This window comes from Fluctibacter halophilus (genome assembly GCF_020687825.1).
GTDB lineage: Bacteria > Pseudomonadota > Gammaproteobacteria > Enterobacterales > Alteromonadaceae > Fluctibacter > Fluctibacter halophilus.
This window is the reverse complement of record NZ_JAJEWP010000009.1, coordinates 23207-40039: the sequence shown is the minus strand read 5'-3', so window position 1 is coordinate 40039 and position 16833 is coordinate 23207. Positions and strand designations below refer to the sequence as shown.

Below are 16833 nucleotides of genomic sequence, written 5' to 3'. Positions count from 1 at the left end.
TAGGGCCGTCAGTCGCAGCTACTACCAGGATTGCACCGTCCATCTGCGCAGCACCGGTGATCATGTTTTTAACATAGTCAGCGTGTCCAGGGCAGTCTACGTGCGCGTAGTGGCGGGTAGGCGTGTCGTATTCAACGTGAGAAGTTGCGATGGTAATACCACGCTCACGCTCTTCAGGGGCGTTATCGATTTGATCGAAAGCCTGTGCAGAACCACCGTAGGTTTTAGCCAGTACAGTAGTGATTGCAGCGGTCAGGGTAGTTTTACCGTGGTCAACGTGACCGATAGTACCAACGTTGACGTGCGGTTTCGTACGTTCAAACTTTTCTTTTGCCATTTTACTATTTTCCTAAGTTAAAAGTCCGACCCAACACAGACCGGACCGAACCTTCATTAAGATTAATGTCTCGCTTCAATAATCGCCTGCGCAACGTTGTTTGGCGCTTCTGAATAATTGAAGAATTCCATAGAGTATGATGCACGACCTTGCGTTGCAGAACGCAGGTCTGTGGCATATCCGAACATTTCGGACAACGGCACTTTGGCGCGGATAATCTTGATACCCGCAACGCCATCGTCCATGCCTTCAATCATACCGCGGCGACGGTTAAGGTCACCCACCACATCCCCCATCCAATCTTCAGGGGTCGTGACTTCAACTTTCATGGTCGGCTCAAGCAAGACAGGATTTGCTTCTGCAGCACCTTTCTTGAAGCCCATCGAACCAGCGATCTTAAACGCCATTTCAGAAGAGTCAACATCATGGTAGGAACCATCAAACAGGGTGACCTTGACATCAAGGACCGGGTACCCTGCCAAAACACCGTTTTGCATCTGCTCCTGAATACCTTTGTCTACCGCCGGGATGAATTCCTTCGGAACCACACCACCAACGATCTCATTAACAAATTCGTATCCAGCACCTTCTTCTTGCGGCTCGACACGTAACCAGACATGACCGAATTGACCCCGGCCACCCGATTGACGCACGAATTTACCTTCCACTTCCACAGACTTGCGGATTGTTTCACGGTACGCCACCTGCGGTTTACCCACGTTACATTCAACGTTGAATTCCCGCTTCATCCGGTCAACGATGATGTCCAGGTGCAGTTCTCCCATACCTGAAATGATCGTTTGACCTGATTCCTCGTCAGTTTTGACCCGGAAAGAAGGGTCTTCGGCTGCAAGTTTGCCCAGGGCAATACCCATTTTTTCCTGATCCGCCTTGGAGCGCGGTTCAACCGCGATGGAAATCACCGGATCGGGGAATTCCATACGTTCCAAGGTAATGATGTGATCAGGATCACACAGGGTATCCCCTGTGGTGACATCTTTCAGACCGATTGCAGCTGCAATATCACCGGCACGCACTTCTTTAAGTTCTTCACGGTCTTTGGCATGCATCTGTACGATACGACCAAAGCGCTCGCGCTTGCCTTTTACCGGGTTGTACACGGCGTCGCCGGTTTGTACCACGCCGGAGTAGCAGCGGAAGAAGGTCAGTGTGCCCACAAAGGGGTCAGTGGCAATCTTGAACGCCAACGCCGAGAACGGTTCGCTGTCATCTGCATGACGCTCCGACTCGGTTTCATCTTTGTCGTTCAATACGCCTTTGATGGCCGGGATATCGGTGGGTGAAGGCAGATAATCAATCACGGCATCCAACACCGCCTGAACACCTTTATTCTTGAACGCTGAGCCACAGGTGGCCAGGACAATTTCGTTGTTCAGAGTACGGGTACGCAAGCCTTGCTTGATTTCCTGTTCGGACAGCTCTTCACCTTCGAGATACTTTTCCATCAGCTCTTCAGAGCCTTCTGCGGCAGCTTCCACCATTTCCTGGCGCAAGGCCTCGGCACGATCCAGCATGTCAGCAGGGATCGCTTCATAGGTGAATGTCATGCCCTGGTCATCAGGATTCCAATTGATGGCTTTCATTTTGACCAGGTCAATCACGCCGCGGAAGTTCTCTTCCGCTCCGATGTTCAACTGAATGGGCACACAGGTGGCGCCCAGACGGTTGCGAATTTGGTTCACTACGCGATCGAAATCCGCGCCTGCACGGTCCATTTTGTTGACAAATACCATACGTGGAACGTGGTACTTGTCAGCCTGGCGCCATACAGTTTCGGATTGAGGCTCAACACCGGATGATCCACAGAAGACCACCACAGCACCATCCAATACCCGCAGAGAACGTTCTACTTCAATGGTGAAGTCAACGTGTCCGGGCGTATCGATGATGTTGATCCGGTGCTGGTCATGCTGTTGTTCCATGCCAGCCCAGAAACAGGTCGTTGCCGCCGAAGTGATGGTAATCCCACGCTCCTGCTCCTGCTCCATCCAGTCCATGGTGGCAGCGCCATCATGGACTTCACCGATCTTGTGAGACAAGCCGGTGTAAAACAGAACACGCTCAGTGGTCGTGGTCTTTCCTGCATCTACGTGAGCAACGATGCCGATGTTTCGATATCGCTCAATAGGGTGCTTACGCGCCATATTTTCCTCAATCCTTTAATTGGATTACCAACGGTAGTGTGCGAACGCTTTGTTCGCTTCGGCCATACGGTGAACGTCTTCACGCTTCTTAACCGCAGAACCTTTGTTGTCAGACGCATCCAGCATTTCTGCTGCAAGACGCTGAGCCATTGATTTTTCACCGCGTTTACGCGCAGCTTCTACCAACCAACGCATGCCCAGAGCGTTACGACGAACAGGACGTACTTCTACAGGTACTTGGTACGTAGAACCACCTACACGGCGAGATTTAACCTCAACGGTAGGACGGATGTTGTCCAGTGCATCTTCAAACACATCCAGGTGCGCTTTGCCGGTTTTTTCAGCAACAATATCAAGCGCGCCGTAAACGATTTTTTCAGCAGTAGATTTCTTGCCGTCTAACATGACGACATTCATGAATTTAGCAAGTAGTTGGGATCCGAACTTAGGATCCGGTAGGATTTTACGTTGACCTACGACTCTTCTTCTTGGCATTTTCTATTCTCCGTGGAATTCAGGGATAACCCAAAACTCTGATTAACTTCAGTTTGGCCTTACTAACGGAGAACCGTTAAGACTTGGGCCGCTTAGCGCCGTACTTAGAACGGGCTTGTTTACGATCGCTAACGCCGGCGCAGTCCAAAGTACCGCGAACAGTGTGATAACGAACACCGGGCAAATCTTTAACACGACCGCCACGGATCAGCACAACGCTGTGCTCTTGCAAGTTGTGACCTTCACCACCGATGTAGGAAGATACTTCGAAGCCATTGGTCAAACGCACACGACATACTTTACGCAGTGCGGAGTTTGGCTTCTTAGGAGTGGTGGTATATACACGCGTACATACACCACGTTTTTGTGGGCAAGCCTCTAACGCCGCCACGTTGCTTTTCGCAACTGGCTTACGGCGTGGCTTACGCACTAACTGGTTAACTGTTGCCATTAACTAGCTCCTGGTTAAAATTACATTACTACTGAAAAAATCAGCAATTTCAGAGACTTAAATAGCCACCTGATGATTGCCTATGGGTTTCGTTTGGGTTGCGCCAAAACGAAAAACCGCGACCTGACTTTGGTTTCCCAAAAATCGGGTCGCGGAATTCTAATGACCAAAGTTTAACCTGTCAAGTTGAAACGCACTCCAGACAAGGTCTGGGTGCGTGTCTCAATGACCGGTTCGGTCAGTTATTCCTCTGCAGCTGAATCATCGCTGCTGACTTCTGCATTCAATGCTTCGGTCAGTGCTTGTTCCGCTTCAGCGGCCGAAACCGATGGATCTTCCATCATTTCAGCCATACGTGCTGCTGCACGTTTCTGGTGATAGGCAAAACCGGTACCAGCAGGGATCAGACGACCCACAATCACGTTCTCTTTCAGACCGCGCAGTTCGTCTTCCTTGCCCTGTACTGCCGCTTCGGTCAGTACGCGGGTGGTTTCCTGGAACGATGCCGCAGAAATGAACGATTCGGTTGACAGCGATGCTTTGGTAATACCCAGCAACTGCGTCTCGTAACCGGCGCCCAACTTACCTTGTTTCTCCATTTCACGGTTGGCGATCTTAACCGCAGACACTTCGACCTGCTCGCCTTCCAGGAACTGGGTATCACCAGGGTGCGTGATAATGCACTTACGCAGCATCTGGCGGATCACCACTTCGATGTGCTTATCGTTAATTTTTACACCCTGCAGTCGGTAAACTTCCTGCACTTCGTTAACAATGTAGTTGGCAACGGCACTGATACCACGCAGGCGCAGAATGTCATGAGGTGACTCAGGACCGTCGGCGATTACTTCACCACGTTCCACGTTCTCACCTTCAAACACGTTCAGCTGACGCCATTTGGGGATCATTTCCTCATACGGGTCACCGTCTTTCGGCGTGATCACCAGGCGCTTCTTGCCTTTGGTCTCTTTACCGAAGCTCACGGTACCGGAGATTTCGGCCAGAATGGCAGGCTCTTTCGGCTTACGGGCTTCGAACAAGTCAGCAACCCGTGGCAGACCACCGGTAATATCGCGGGTTTTGGAACCTTCCTGCGGTACACGTGCCAGCACGTCACCGGCTTCGGCCACTTTACCTTCCGATGCTTCGATGGTGGTAAAGCTTGGCAGACGGATTTCCTGCAGACCAAACTCGTCGCTTTCCAGGATCAGCTTAGGCTCTTTGGCGTTCGCCTTGGTCAGGTCTTTCACCACGATACGGGTCAGACCGGTCAGCTCGTCCTGCTGCATTTCGGTGTTACTGTCATCCACGTCGGCAAAGCTGATCTTAGCTGGACGCTCAGTGATGATTGGGTGGGAGTGCGGGTCCCAGTTTGCCACGATGTCACCGGCGCTGACAGAAGCAGACTCGTCAACGGTCAGTACAGCACCGTAAGGCACTTTATAACGCTCTTTTTCACGACCCTGATCATCAATCACCGTCAATTCAGTTGAACGGGAAACAATAACCACTTTGTCGTCGCGATTACGCACGAACTTGGCGTTGTGCAGTTTCAGTATACCGTTGGTTTTAACCTGAACACTGTTCTCGGCAGACGCCCGAGAAGCCGCACCACCGATGTGGAACGTACGCATCGTCAACTGTGTACCGGGCTCACCGATGGACTGGGCAGCGATAACACCAACTGCTTCACCGGAACCGACCATGTGGCCGCGGGCCAGGTCACGACCGTAACACTTGGCACACACACCGTGATCGTTATCACAGGTGATAACCGAGCGCACCAGTACCTGGTCAACGGAGTTGGCTTCCAGCATGTCTACCAGACCTTCATCCAGCATCACGTTACGTTCAACCAGCACTTCGTCAGTGCCAGGCTTCATGACGTCTTCAGCCACCGTACGACCCAATACGCGCTCGCGCAATGGCTCAACAACGTCGCCACCTTCAATCAACGGCGTCATTTTCACGCCTTCGAAAGTGCCACAGTCGTCGTTGGTGATAACCAGATCCTGCGCCACGTCAACCAGACGACGGGTCAGGTAACCGGAGTTAGCGGTTTTCAGTGCGGTATCCGCCAAACCTTTCCGCGCACCGTGGGTCGAGATAAAGTACTGAAGTACGTTCAGACCTTCACGGAAGTTTGCGGTGATTGGCGTTTCGATGATTGAGCCATCTGGCTTGGCCATCAGACCACGCATACCGGCCAACTGACGAATCTGTGCGGCACTACCACGAGCACCGGAGTCCGCCATCATGTATACCGAGTTGAAGGAGTCTTGCTGCTCTTCTTCACCGTCGCGGTTGATAACCGTTTCTTTTGACAGGTTCGCCATCATCGCCTTGGCCACGTCTTCGTTGGCACGAGACCAGATATCGATAACTTTGTTGTAACGCTCACCGGCGGTAACCAAACCTGACTGGAACTGCTCCTGGATTTCAAACACCTCAGCTTCAGCAGCTTCAATGATGTCTTTCTTCGCATCCGGGATAACCATGTCATCGATACCAACGGAAGCACCCGCGATCATCGCGTAGTGGAAACCGGTGTACATGATCTGGTCAGCGGCAATAACCGTGTCTTTCAGACCCAGGGTACGGTAACAGGCGTTCAACAGGCGAGAAATCTGCTTCTTACCCATGGCCTGGTTAATCAGCTCAAACGGCAGACCTTTAGGCAGGATCAGAGAGAAGATTGCGCGACCAACGGTGGTATCCGTCAGGGTCACTTTCTCGGTTTTGGTGCCGTCTTCAGCAACATCGTACTCAGTGATACGCACTTTAACGCGGGCATGCAGTTCAGCATTGCCGGTACGATAGGCTTTTTCTGCTTCGTGTGGGCTGGTGAATACCATGCCTTCACCCAGACCGTTTACACGGTCACGGGTCAGGTAGTACAGACCCAATACAACGTCCTGTGAAGGTACGATGATCGGCTCACCGTTCGCAGGCGACAGAATGTTGTTGGTTGACATCATCAGTGCACGGGCTTCCAGCTGTGCTTCGATGGTCAGAGGTACGTGAACGGCCATTTGGTCACCGTCGAAGTCGGCGTTATACGCCGCACACACCAACGGGTGCAACTGGATCGCTTTACCTTCAATCAGGGTCGGCTCAAACGCCTGGATACCCAGACGGTGCAATGTAGGTGCACGGTTCAGCAGGACCGGGTGTTCGCGGATGACTTCATCCAGAACGTCCCAGACTTCCGGTGCTTCACGTTCTACCAGTTTCTTGGCAGCTTTGATGGTGGTGGCCAGGCCACGACCTTCCAATTTTCCATAGATAAACGGCTTGAACAGTTCCAATGCCATTTTCTTCGGCAGACCACACTGGTGCAGACGCAGGGTAGGACCAACGGTAATAACCGAACGGCCTGAGTAGTCAACTCGCTTACCCAGCAGGTTCTGACGGAAACGACCCTGCTTACCTTTGATCATGTCAGCCAAAGATTTCAGAGGACGCTTGTTCGAACCCGTGATGGCACGACCGCGACGGCCGTTATCCAGCAAGGCATCAACCGCTTCTTGCAGCATACGCTTTTCGTTGCGCACGATGATATCAGGCGCAGCCAGATCCAGCAGGCGCTTCAAACGGTTGTTACGGTTGATAACGCGGCGGTACAAATCGTTCAGATCCGAGGTCGCGAAACGGCCACCGTCCAGTGGAACCAACGGACGCAGATCCGGTGGCAGTACTGGCAATACGGTCATGATCATCCACTCAGGCTTGTTGCCTGATTGTTGGAATGATTCCAGCAGCTTCAGACGCTTGGTGATCTTCTTACGCTTGGTTTCAGAGTTGACGCTAGGCAACTCTTCACGCATGGCAGCAACGTCGCTATCGACGTCGAGCACTTTAAGCAGTTCAAAAACGGCTTCAGCACCCATCTTGGCTTCAAATTCGTCACCGTGCTCTTCCAAAGCGTCCAGGTACTCTTCTTCGCTCAGCAACTGGCTGCGCTCCAGCGTGGTCATGCCGGGCTCGGTCACCACGTAGGATTCGAAGTACAGTACGCGCTCGATGTCACGCAACGTCATGTCCAGCATCAAACCGATGCGGGACGGCAGAGATTTCAGGAACCAGATATGTGCAACCGGGCTTGCCAGTTCGATGTGACCCATGCGCTCACGACGCACTTTGGTCAGGGTAACTTCAACGCCACACTTCTCACAGATAACACCACGGTGCTTCAGACGCTTGTATTTACCACACAAGCACTCGTAATCTTTGACCGGGCCAAAGATACGCGCACAGAACAGACCATCACGCTCTGGCTTGAAGGTACGGTAGTTAATGGTCTCGGGTTTCTTTACTTCACCGAATGACCAGGAACGGATCATGTCCGGCGAAGACAGACCGATTCGAATATTATCGAATTCTTCGGTCTTGTTCTGTTGCTTAAGAAACTTCAGTAAGTCTTTCACATTTCTCTCCCAGCGGAGTCAGTTTCAAAGGCCCGACAGCCTTGGCTGTCGGGCGCTCCTGTCTTTCGCTCAGTCTCGCTGAGCCACGTTCAGCGAGGCTTATTGGCCTTCCAGCTCGATGTTGATACCCAGTGAGCGGATTTCTTTCAGCAATACGTTGAAAGATTCCGGCATGCCAGGTTCCATACGATGATCACCATCCACGATGTTCTTATACATCTTGGTACGGCCATTCACGTCATCGGATTTCACCGTCAGCATTTCCTGCAGGGTGTATGCAGCACCGTACGCTTCCAGTGCCCACACTTCCATCTCACCGAAGCGCTGACCACCGAATTGGGCTTTACCGCCCAACGGCTGCTGGGTAACCAGACTGTACGAACCGGTAGAACGGGCGTGCATCTTGTCATCCACCAAGTGGTTCAGTTTCAGCATGTACATGTAACCCACGGTAACTGGACGCTCGAATGGGCGACCGGTACGACCGTCGTGCAGGGTGATCTGACCGCTCTCAGGAATATCAGCCAGCTTCAGCAGCTGCTTGATTTCACCTTCGGTAGCACCGTCGAACACTGGCGTGGCCATTGGTACACCTTTACGCAGGTTTTCTGCCAAACGCTTGATTTCATCGTCGGAGAACTCATCCAGGTTAACTTCCTGGTGTGACTTACCGGTGGTGTAAACCTCTTTGAGGAATTCACGCAGTCGGGCCACTTCCTGCTGCTCTTTGATCATGCGGTCGATTTTCACGCCCAGACCATGTGCAGCCATACCGAGGTGAGTTTCCAGGATCTGACCGATGTTCATCCGCGACGGTACACCCAGCGGGTTCAGTACGATGTCGACAGGTACGCCGTTCTCGTCGTACGGCATATCTTCTACCGGCTGAATCGTCGAGATAACACCTTTGTTACCGTGACGACCGGCCATTTTGTCACCCGGTTGGATGTGACGCTTAACCGCCAGGTAAACTTTAACGATCTTCAGCACGCCAGGCGCAAGGTCATCACCTTGGGTGATCTTGCGACGCTTGATCTCGAACTTGTTGTCGAAGTCGTGCTTGATTTCGCCGTGCTGCTCAGCGATCTGATCCAGATCGGTCTGTGCATCTTCGTTTTTCAACGTAATGTCGAACCACTTCTCACGAGGCATGCTGTCCAGCTTGGCTTCATCAACACCGTTTTTCAGCAACAGGTTGCGAGCACGGGCGAAAATACCGTCGGCCAGGATGTTGAACTCGTCAGACAGGTCTTTCTTAACCTGACGCAGTTGCATGTCTTCGATTTCCAGTGCGCGTTTATCTTTTTCAACGCCGTCACGGGTGAAGACCTGTACGTCGATAACGGTTCCGTGAACACTGTTCGGTACGCGCAGAGACGTGTCTTTCACGTCAGACGCTTTTTCACCGAAGATAGCACGCAACAGTTTCTCTTCCGGGGTCAGTTGGGTTTCGCCTTTCGGAGTTACCTTACCGACCAGGATGTCGCCGCCTTTCACTTCAGCACCGATGTAGACAATACCGGACTCATCCAGCTTACCCAGTGCAGACTCACCCACGTTAGGAATGTCAGAGCTGATTTCTTCTGGCCCCAACTTGGTGTCACGAGCGATACAGCTCAGTTCCTGAATGTGGATAGTGGTGAAACGGTCTTCCTGCGCAACGCGCTCGGAAATCAGGATCGAATCCTCGAAGTTGTAACCGTTCCAGGGCATGAACGCGATACGCATGTTCTGACCCAGCGCCAGTTCACCCAAATCGGTAGACGGGCCGTCAGCCAGTACATCACCAGTAACAACCGGGTCGCCAACGTTACAGGTAGGCTTCTGGTTAATACAGGTGTTCTGGTTGGAACGGGTGTACTTGGTCAGGTTGTAGATGTCGATACCCGCTTCACCGGCGAACATCTCTTCTTCGTTAACCTTGATCACGATACGGCTGGCGTCAACGTAGTCTACGGTACCACCACGCTTAGCGACGATGGTTACACCGGAGTCAACAGCAACGGTTTTTTCCATACCGGTACCCACCAGCGGCTTATCAGCGCGCAGTGTCGGAACAGCCTGACGTTGCATGTTCGAGCCCATCAATGCACGGTTGGCGTCATCGTGTTCCAAGAACGGGATAATGCTCGCAGCGATCGATACGATCTGTTGCGGCGATACGTCCATGTACTTGATGTCAGCACTGCTCATCAATGTGGTCTCACCGCGGTGACGGCAAGGGATCAGTTCGTCTGCCAGACGACCATTCTCATCCAGTTCTGCGTTTGCCTGTGCAATCGCAAACTGGCCTTCTTCGATGGCCGACAGGTAATCGATCTCGTCGGTAACGACACCGTCGATGATCTTACGATAAGGGGTTTCCAGGAAACCGAAGTCATTGGTACGGGCAAAGCTCGACAAGCTGTTGATCAGACCGATGTTCGGACCTTCCGGCGTTTCGATAGGACAGACACGACCGTAGTGAGTCGGGTGTACGTCTCGAACTTCAAAGCCTGCACGTTCACGGGTCAGACCGCCTGGGCCCAAAGCCGAGATACGACGCTTGTGGGTTACCTCAGACAGCGGGTTGTTCTGATCCATAAACTGGGACAACTGGCTGGAGCCGAAGAATTCTTTAACCGCAGCAGAAATAGGCTTGGCGTTGATCAGGTCCTGAGGCATCACTGCATCCAGGTCACCCAGACTCAGACGCTCTTTTACCGCACGCTCAACACGTACCAGACCAACACGGAACTGGTTCTCGGCCATTTCGCCAACGCTACGGATACGACGGTTACCCAAGTGATCGATATCATCCACTTCGTCTTTACCGTCACGGATAGTGATCAACTGCTTCATGACCGCGATGATATCGTCACGATCCAGTGTACCCGGACCGGTCAGCTCGTCACGACCCAGACGACGGTTGAACTTCATACGACCAACAGAAGACAGGTCATAACGCTCGTCAGAGAAGAACAGGTTGTCGAACAGGGTTTCTGCCGCGTCTTTTGTCGGCGGCTCACCAGGACGCATCATACGGTAGATTTCTACCAATGCTTCCAGGCGGTTGCTGGTGCCGTCAATACGCAGGGTATCTGAAATGTAAGCACCGTGATCCAGTTCGTTGATGTACAGCGTATCAAACGCAGTGATACCGGCCTGGCGCAATTCAGCCAGCACTTCCAACGTGATTTCATCGTTGGCATTGGTAATCACTTCACCGGTCTCTTCGTTCACATAGGTACGCGCCATAACACGACCGATCAGGAACTCAGCAGGCACTTCCAGTTCGGTAACTTTGGCTTTTTCCAGCGCACGGGTATGACGGGCAGAAATACGACGACCGGTTTCAACCAGTACGTTGCCGTCCTTGTCGAGGATGTCGAACTGAGCCGTTTCACCACGCAGGCGATCCGGAACGATATCCATCATCAGGCGATCTTTGTCAAAACGTACCTGATCTTTATCGAAGAATACCTCAAGGATTTCTTCGGTGCTCATTTCCAGCGCACGCAGAATGATGGTAGCAGGCAGCTTACGACGACGGTCGATACGGACAAACAAGTTGTCTTTCGGGTCGAACTCGAAGTCCAACCACGAACCGCGGTAAGGGATCACACGTGCGTTATAAAGTACTTTGCCCGATGAGTGGGTCTTGCCCTTGTCATGGTCAAAGAATACGCCGGGACTACGGTGCAGCTGAGAAACAATAACCCGCTCGGTACCGTTAATGACAAACGTGCCGTTTTCGGTCATGAGCGGAATTTCACCCATGTACACTTCTTGTTCTTTGATGTCTTTAACAGTGCCTGGTGCAGCTTCTTTATCAAACAATACCAAACGCAGCTTAACCCGCAGTGGCGCCGAGAAGGTGACACCGCGGATCTGACATTCTTTGACGTCGAACACCGGCTCACCCAAGCGGTAGCTTACATACTGCAATTCAGAGTTACCGGAGTAGCTCTTGATGGGAAAAACTGATCGAAATGCTGCTTCCAGTCCATATTGGCCGTCAGTATCGACGTCAATAAACTTTTTGAATGAATCAAGCTGGATGGAGAGGAGGTATGGAATTTCCAATACCTGTGGGCGTTTGCCTAAATCCTTACGGATACGTTTCTTTTCGCTATAAGAGTAAACCATGGGTTCCTCAGCCTGCTGATTTTAGACCCGACTTGCCTACGTGGAGCGCTCCCACCTAGACAAACTTCCAGCACCCTTTGTGGCGCATTTACCGCTGACTACCTTAAAAACACCAAGGTGATTTCCTAAGGTATTGGTTTCAGGTCGGTTTTACAATGCGTTTGGCTGTTTTTTCAGGATAGAAAACCAAGGGTGAAAATACACTATCCTACAGCGCAAAAAGGCTGGTGATCAAATAATCACCAGCCTAGCCTTTTCAGGCAAGTAAAATGTCGTCTGACAAATTACTTAAGTTCCACTTCTGCACCAGCTTCTTCAAGCTCTTTCTTAAGTGCTTCAGCTTCGTCCTTAGCAATACCTTCTTTGATTGCTTTAGGAGCAGACTCAACCAGCTCTTTGGCTTCTTTCAGGCCAAGACCAGTTGCGCCACGTACAGCTTTGATTACTGCAACTTTGTTACCACCGAAAGAAGTCATAACAACGTCGAATTCAGTCTTTTCTGCAGCAGCGTCAGCGCCACCAGCAGCAGGACCTGCAGCTACTGCAACAGCAGCAGTTGCTTCAACGCCGAATTTTTCTTCAGCAGCTTCGATCAGCTCAACCAGTTCCATTACTGGCATTTCAGCGATCGCGTTCAAGATATCTTCTTTTGTTAGAGCCATGTCTCTAAACTCCTGGGTTTAATGTTAAAAATTCAAAATTCCAAAAACGAAAATTATTTTTCGTCTTTGATCGCCGCCAATACACGCACAAACTTGGTAGGCACTTCGTTGATTGTTTGAACGAATTTGCCAACCGGTGCTTTGAAGGTAGCAAGTAGTTTTGCCAGAGCTTCGTCGCGGGTAGGTAGTGAAGCCACTGCGTCCAGTTTTTCTGGACCCAACAGACCGCTACCAATGGAAAGTGCAGTCACTTTCAACTTGTCATTCTCTTTGGCGTAGTCTTTGAAAAGACGTGCTGCACCACCAGGTGCATCCATAGAGAAGCCGTAAATCAACGGACCAGTCAAAGCGCTGTCCATATCAGCAAACTTACTTTCGGCCAAAGCACGCTTCGCCAGGGTGTTACGTACCACTTTCAGGTACACGCCTTGCTCACGAGCCTTAACACGAAGATCAGTCAGTTCTGATACTTCCATGCCACGGTATTCAGCGACGGCAACGGATAGAGCCTGAGATGCAACATCGGAAACCTCTGCTACGATCTCTTTTTTTGCTGCTAAACCTAGTGCCACTGAGTTCACCTCTTAATTACTGATTTGTATCTGGCTGATGCCATTTACGCCTCAGAGTTCCAGATTGATAAACACCGTATGTCGCCACACTGTGTTTACCGCTCTACGGTGTTCGTTTTCCCAGAGAGTCTGAGTCGAAATCACCGTCTGCGCAGGCCATACAATTAAGTGTTCCGTTTTACAGCACAGTTACCTGTGCCACTGTGAATGCTCTCTTACTTCATTCACCGGAACCCACCTGCGGTCTAGGACGGGAGTCTCGCATTCTCACGAATCAAGACTCCAACCCAAAACCGTATCAGAGAGCCAAACGCCGGGGCGTTTGCAAGGGGCTGTCAGAGACAGCCCGAATTCGTCTTACTGACCGCTCAGGCTAGCCTGATCAAGGGTCACGCCTGCACCCATAGTGGTGCTCAGGCTGATCTTCTTGATGAAGGTACCTTTAGCTGAAGAAGGCTTAGCTTTCTTCAGAGCTTCCAACAGAGCTTCCAGGTTTTCCTGGATCTGGTTGGCTTCAAACGCGATCTTACCGATGCTGGCATGAACGATACCGTTCTTGTCATTGCGGTAGCGAACCTGACCAGCTTTTGCGTTCTTAACCGCAGTAGCAACGTCAGGCGTTACTGTGCCAGTCTTAGGGTTAGGCATCAGGCCACGAGGACCCAGGATTTGACCCAACTGACCAACAACGCGCATCGCGTCAGGTGAAGCAACGACGACGTCGAAGTTCATTTCACCTTTCTTGACCTGCTCGGCCAGGTCGTCCATACCAACAACGTCAGCACCGGCTTCTTTCGCTGCTTCAGCGTTAGCGCCCTGGGTGAAAACAGCAACGCGTACGTCTTTACCAGTACCGTTAGGCAGTACAGTTGCACCACGAACGTTCTGGTCAGATTTACGTGCGTCGATGCCCAGGTTTACGGCAACGTCTACACTTTCAGCAAACTTGGCAGTGGCCAGCTCTTTCAACAAAGCAACTGCTTCATTGATTTCGTATTCTTTAGTCGCATCTACCTTTTCACGGATAGTACGCATACGTTTTGTCAATTTAGCCATGTTCTTAGCCCTCTACTACCAAGCCCATGCTGCGCGCGGAGCCAGCGATGGTGCGTACTGCTGCGTCCAGATCTGCTGCAGTCAGATCAGGTTCTTTGGTCTTGGCAATTTCTTCCAATTGCGCACGTGTCACTTTACCCACTTTTTCAGTGTTAGGACGACCAGAACCGCTCTTGATGCCGGCAGCTTTCTTCAACAAGAAAGAGGCTGGAGGCGTTTTGGTAACAAAGGTGAAAGAACGATCTTCGTATACGGTGATTTCTACCGGTACAGGAGCGCCTTTTTCCAGAGAATCTGTCGCAGCGTTGAACGCTTTACAGAATTCCATGATGTTCACACCGTGCTGACCCAATGCAGGACCAACAGGTGGACTAGGGTTTGCAGAACCAGCCGCAACTTGCAGCTTGATTAAGCCAGTAATTTTCTTAGCCATTGCTTCACTCTCATTAGTGGGTATAACGCCTCGCAAACACTGAGAATGCTTGCTCAATCGGCTTCCCGTTCAATAAAAAGGGTCGCGAATTATAGAGTAATCATTGCGCACACACAAGCCCAAATGTTGACTTTTTGAGCTTTTCTGCTTTGAGGGTGGTGAAGCCCAAGCAACCGAACAGAAAACCGTGTCGAGTGTGCGGTTTGGGGTTCTCAGACAAACCTAGAAGGGGGCGCCGTTGTTCAGCGGGGTTACCGACCACCCGCCTCTGCCGCCACTGTAATTTTGATAATAAGTCTGTTCCAGCGTTGCTAGTAACGGTGCGCCACCGCATGTATCACTCTCCCATTTGATCAAGGCGCGTCCGTAAAAACTGGCGCTTTGCAGATCAATACCAATCCGTCCGGTTGTGTTGCTGGCCAACAATGCTCCCTGAGGAGAAAGCGGGTTGTTGGAGCCGTCAAACGCCATGTCGATACGCTCAGGAGAAAGGGTCACAGGTTGCCCTGAATTAAAGGCATAGTAAGTGGGTGTGTATATAACGGTGACATCACGGCTGGTGACATTGGTCACCACCAAGGCCATATTGCGATTGGATGCCAAAAAGAAAGGCGGCACATGCAACGTCCGTTCATAGCGCACTGGGGTGGTTTCATCGACCGTATGGACTGCTGGATTATAGACCTCCCATTGACCGGCGCTGTTTTGTACCATTTCGGTCCCTGCGCATGCCGTCACATCGATGGTGTATTCAGCCAACGCACTGCCAGAAAACAGTACACTGAAAGCGCTCGCTAGCAGGCTTTTTTTCATCTAAATCCCTTTGTGTTTTGTTCCAGAGCTCACAAGGGTAAGTTTTACTACCCAATAACGCAAGATCAAAAAAGGCGACTTCACGTCGCCTTTTAATAATGATGATTATGAGTCGTCAACAAAGATATCGGATTTCTTCGTTCTTACGCCAATGAACAGCGCGCTTCGACCCCTTCCCTGGTAACGCACCCAGCTCGGTCATCCACGACCGAGCGTGCATCCCTTATCGAGTCATTACCGATGACTCGATATCGTCTACGACGACCGGTCTTTACCCCTGATGATCTTCCTCCAGACTCGGCGTCCTGTCTACTGCTCTCGGTCGCAGGATCAAAAAAGGCGACTTCACGTCGCCTTTTAAAAATGATGATTCGGAGTAGTCAGAAAAATATCGCATCTCTGAGAGCGTGCACCGATGGAAGCGCGCTTCGACCCCTTCCCTGGTAGCGCACCCAGCTCGGTCTTCCACGACCGAGCGTGCATCCCTTATCGAGTCATTACCGATGACTCGATATCGTCTACGACGACCGGTCTTTACCCCTGATGATCTTCCTCCAGGCTCGGCGTCCTGTCTACTGCTCTCGGTCGCAGGATCAAAAAAGGCGACTTCACGTCGCCTTTTAATAATGATGTATCGCCGGAGCCAGAAACACACCCCTGATGATCTTCCTCCAGCCCGCACATCCTGTGCGGTCGTTAAATCCGTTGTCGAGTGATTACCTATCACTCGACATTGTCGCTTGCGACAACCCGGATTTAACCCTTTTCGACTTGGCCGAATTCCAGTTCTACCGGAGTAGAACGGCCGAAAATCAGTACTGATACTTTCAAGCGGCTCTTTTCATAGTCAACTTCTTCAACCACACCGTTGAAGTCGGCAAATGGGCCATCGGTAACACGTACCACTTCGCCTGGCTCGAACAAGGTTTTTGGCTTCGGCTTGTCAACAGACTCTTCGAGACGGTTGAGGATAGCATCCGCTTCTTTTTTGGTGATTGGCATTGGACGGTCTGAGGTACCACCGATGAAACCGAGTACGCGAGGTACACTTTTCACCAAGTGCCAGGAGTCTTCGTTCATCTCCATTTCCACCAGCACGTAACCAGGGAAAAACTTGCGCTCACTCTTGCGCTTCTGGCCGGCACGCATCTCAACCACTTCTTCGGTAGGAACCAGAATCTCACCGAAGTAATCTTCCATGCCATGCATTTTGATGTGTTCTTTCAGGGTTTTCTGAACACGGGCTTCATAGCCGGAAAACGCCTGTACCACATACCACTTTTTCTCTGACATT

At 51.3% G+C, this 16833-nt stretch carries 12 protein-coding genes; all 12 read right to left on the bottom strand.

The features are described from left to right. Positions 1-337: GTP-binding protein (locus LJ739_RS18630; RefSeq protein ID WP_229163063.1), on the bottom strand; the 337-nt coding region annotated here is incomplete at its 3' end. A 62-nt stretch (positions 338-399) separates the two neighbouring features. Then, complete coding sequence (gene fusA / locus LJ739_RS18625; protein ID WP_229163058.1) at positions 400-2502, bottom strand: elongation factor G; 2103 nt, start codon at positions 2500-2502, stop codon at positions 400-402. 24 nt (positions 2503-2526) lie between these two features. Further along, entirely contained in the window at positions 2527-2997 is a 471-nt protein-coding gene (rpsG, locus tag LJ739_RS18620) for a 30S ribosomal protein S7 (protein WP_229163056.1), read from the bottom strand. A gap of 76 nt (positions 2998-3073) precedes the next feature. After that, complete coding sequence (rpsL, locus tag LJ739_RS18615; protein ID WP_229163054.1) at positions 3074-3448, bottom strand: 30S ribosomal protein S12; 375 nt, start codon at positions 3446-3448, stop codon at positions 3074-3076. Positions 3449-3690: 242 nt separating this feature from the next. Beyond that, complete coding sequence (rpoC, locus tag LJ739_RS18610) at positions 3691-7875, bottom strand: DNA-directed RNA polymerase subunit beta' (protein ID WP_229163053.1); 4185 nt, start codon at positions 7873-7875, stop codon at positions 3691-3693. 99 nt (positions 7876-7974) lie between these two features. After that, complete coding sequence (rpoB, locus tag LJ739_RS18605; protein ID WP_229163052.1) at positions 7975-12003, bottom strand: DNA-directed RNA polymerase subunit beta; 4029 nt, start codon at positions 12001-12003, stop codon at positions 7975-7977. A 284-nt stretch (positions 12004-12287) separates the two neighbouring features. Beyond that, a complete protein-coding gene (gene rplL / locus LJ739_RS18600; protein ID WP_229163051.1) occupies positions 12288-12665 on the bottom strand; it encodes a 50S ribosomal protein L7/L12 in 378 nt (125 codons plus the stop codon). A 53-nt stretch (positions 12666-12718) separates the two neighbouring features. Beyond that, entirely contained in the window at positions 12719-13237 is a 519-nt protein-coding gene (gene rplJ / locus LJ739_RS18595) for a 50S ribosomal protein L10 (RefSeq protein ID WP_229163049.1), read from the bottom strand. Between the two features lie 357 nt (positions 13238-13594). Beyond that, the gene (gene rplA / locus LJ739_RS18590) at positions 13595-14293 is read right to left on the bottom strand and encodes a 50S ribosomal protein L1 (RefSeq protein WP_229163047.1); all 699 of its coding nucleotides are present in this window, start codon (positions 14291-14293) and stop codon (positions 13595-13597) included. Positions 14294-14297: 4 nt separating this feature from the next. Further along, positions 14298-14726: a 50S ribosomal protein L11 gene (gene rplK, locus LJ739_RS18585; protein WP_229163045.1), complete on the bottom strand. Its 429-nt coding sequence runs from the start codon at positions 14724-14726 to the stop codon at positions 14298-14300. A gap of 222 nt (positions 14727-14948) precedes the next feature. Beyond that, the gene (locus LJ739_RS18580) at positions 14949-15539 is read right to left on the bottom strand and encodes a hypothetical protein (RefSeq protein ID WP_229163043.1); all 591 of its coding nucleotides are present in this window, start codon (positions 15537-15539) and stop codon (positions 14949-14951) included. Between the two features lie 756 nt (positions 15540-16295). Further along, on the bottom strand, positions 16296-16832 hold the full coding sequence (nusG, locus tag LJ739_RS18575; RefSeq protein ID WP_229163041.1) for a transcription termination/antitermination protein NusG: 537 nt from the start codon (positions 16830-16832) through the stop codon (positions 16296-16298). Position 16833: the final 1 nt, after the last annotated feature.